The sequence below is a fragment of the Streptomyces sp. NPDC058964 genome (assembly GCF_042741275.1).
Lineage (GTDB): Bacteria > Actinomycetota > Actinomycetes > Streptomycetales > Streptomycetaceae > Streptomyces.
The window spans coordinates 1,210-3,403 of record NZ_JBHYKH010000729.1 but is presented as its reverse complement, the minus strand read 5'-3'; the positions used below and the strand labels follow the sequence as shown (position 1 = coordinate 3,403).

General features: G+C 74.4%; 1 protein-coding gene, 1 pseudogene and 1 riboswitch. The gene and the pseudogene both read right to left on the bottom strand.

Annotated features, from left to right (window positions below; genetic code table 11):
• Window positions 1-228: pseudogene (locus ACFW2E_RS43785) on the bottom strand (hypothetical protein); the annotation flags it as partial.
• A gap of 67 nt (window positions 229-295) precedes the next feature.
• Window positions 296-1,657, bottom strand: coding sequence for an aminotransferase class V-fold PLP-dependent enzyme (locus ACFW2E_RS43780; protein WP_384476840.1), 1,362 nt, complete (start codon window positions 1,655-1,657; stop codon window positions 296-298).
• Window positions 1,658-1,818: 161 nt separating this feature from the next.
• Window positions 1,819-1,935: riboswitch (SAM riboswitch) on the bottom strand.
• Window positions 1,936-2,194 lie beyond the last annotated feature (259 nt).

The window sequence follows — 2,194 nt, the reverse complement described above, 5'->3', positions numbered from 1 at the left end:
CGTGTCCGCTCCCTGCTGCCGGCCCTGGTGTGTGCCCTCGGCCTGGTGCTGCCCATGAGCCCGGCCGCCGCGGCCCCGGCCGACCCGGGCGGCGGCGGGACCGCCGCCGCCGTGGCCGCCGAGGGTCTGCTTCCGTTTCGGCGAGCCGCCGAAGGCCACGGCGCGCGGCCGGCGCAGGACCTCGTACGGCCCGATCCGCCGCGGATCCACCACGCGCAGCTCCTGCACCCCGCGCTCCTCCCCCGTCAGGACTCCGGCTGCCGAAGGGAGCGCATCGGGCAGCGTCGCAGGCCGGTCAGACGGCCGGTACGCAGCGCCCGTCCTCGGTGCGGTACCGCCACTTGGCGCCGTCCCGCACCAGCTCCTTCACGGCGTTCACGAACCGCTCGACGTGCTCGTCCGGCGTGCCCGCGCCGAAGCTGACGCGGATGGCGTTGAGTGACTTCTCGCCAGGCACGGCCTCCGGGGCGCCGCACTCGCCCTGGGACTGCGGCTCGCTGCCCAGCAGCGTGCGGACGAGGGGGTGGGCGCAGAACAGGCCGTCGCGGACGCCGATGCCGTACTCGGCGGACAGGGCGGCTGCGAAGTGCGAACTGTTCCAGCCCTCGACGACGAAGGAGATCACGCCGACGCGCGGGGCGTCGTCCCCGAAGAGGGAGAGCACCCTGACCTCGGGGACCTCGGCGAGCCCGGCCCGGACCGTGTCGATCAGGTACCGCTCGCGGGCGACCAGGGCGTCGAAGCCGGCCTCGGTGAGGGCCTTGCAGGCGGAGGCGATGGAGTAGGCGCCGATGACGTTCGGGGAGCCTGCCTCGTGGCGGGCGGCCGTCTCGTGCCATTCCACGGCCACTCCCCCGTCCTCGCGCCGGGTGACTTTGCGGCTGGCGCCGCCGCCGGCGAGGTACGGCTCGGCCTCGCGCAGCCAGTCGGCTCGGCCGGCCAGCACGCCGGAGCCGAAGGGGGCGTACAGCTTGTGCCCGGAGAAGGCGACCCAGTCCACGTCGAGATCCTTCAGGGACACCGGGTGGTGCGGGGCCAGCTGGGCGGCGTCCAGGACGATCCGGGCGCCGTGCGCGTGGGCGGCGGCGGCCAGCTCGCGTACCGGCCACAGCTCGCCGGTGACGTTCGAGGCGCCGGTCACGCAGACGAGGGCGGGGGCGTGGGGGTCGCGGTCGGCCAGGGCCCGCTCCAGGGTCTCCACGGCCTCCCGCGGGCTGCGCGGGGCGTCGAGGTAGCCGACCCGGGCGTCCTTCCAGGGCAGCAGGGAGGCGTGGTGCTCGGTCTCGAAGACGAAGACCTGGCAGCCGGCGGGGAGCGCGGCGGCGAGCAGGTTCAGCGAGTCGGTGGTGGACCGGGTGAAGACCACCTGGTCGGCGGCCCGGCAGTCGAGGAACTCGGCGACCGTCCTGCGGGCGTTCTCGAACAGGTCGGTGGACAGCTGGGAGAGGTAGCCGGCGCCGCGGTGGACGCTGCCGTAGTACGGGGCGTACGCGGCCACGTCGTCCCAGACCCGCTGGAGCGCGGGCGCGCTGGCCGCGTAGTCGAGGGCGGCGTAGGTGACCTCGCCGCCCGTGACGAGCGGGACGGTCACGTCCCGGCCGAGAACGGGCAGTTGGGCACAAATGGTCCGGACGGCGGCAGCGGTGGAGACAGACATGGCGAACTCCTGTGAGAGGCAAGGGGGAACCACCACGCGAGCGCACACGGCTCGAGCGTGGGGAAGGTGAAAGGGGTACGCGGAGGCGGGGCTCTACGCCCTATCGCATTCGCTTGCTCACAGAAGGCTCCCTCGACGACCAGGACCCCTGGTTTACGAGGGGTCCGCGCTTGCCGTGGACCTCACTGCCCACGGCCCGGTCTTCACCCGGGGCACCCCGCCACGGACGGAGGGTTGCCGGACAGTCGGCCGGGGCCTCATGACTGTCACTCATGACCTGTACGGGAACGTACGCGAAGTGATCGCGGTCCCGCAACCCGTGTCCGGATCGCGGGACACCCGTCGGCGAGGGATCAGGCGTTGCTGGCCGCCACCCAGCGCTCCAGCACCCCCCCGGCCGAACCCCCGGCGCGGGGGGGCGCCGCGCCGGGCGCCCCGGGGGTGCTGCTCGCGGGCCCGGCCGGCCCCGAGGACGCCGCCACCACCGCCCTGCATGCCGAGGTGGAGGCGCTCGGCGCCACCCTCACCGTCGTCCGC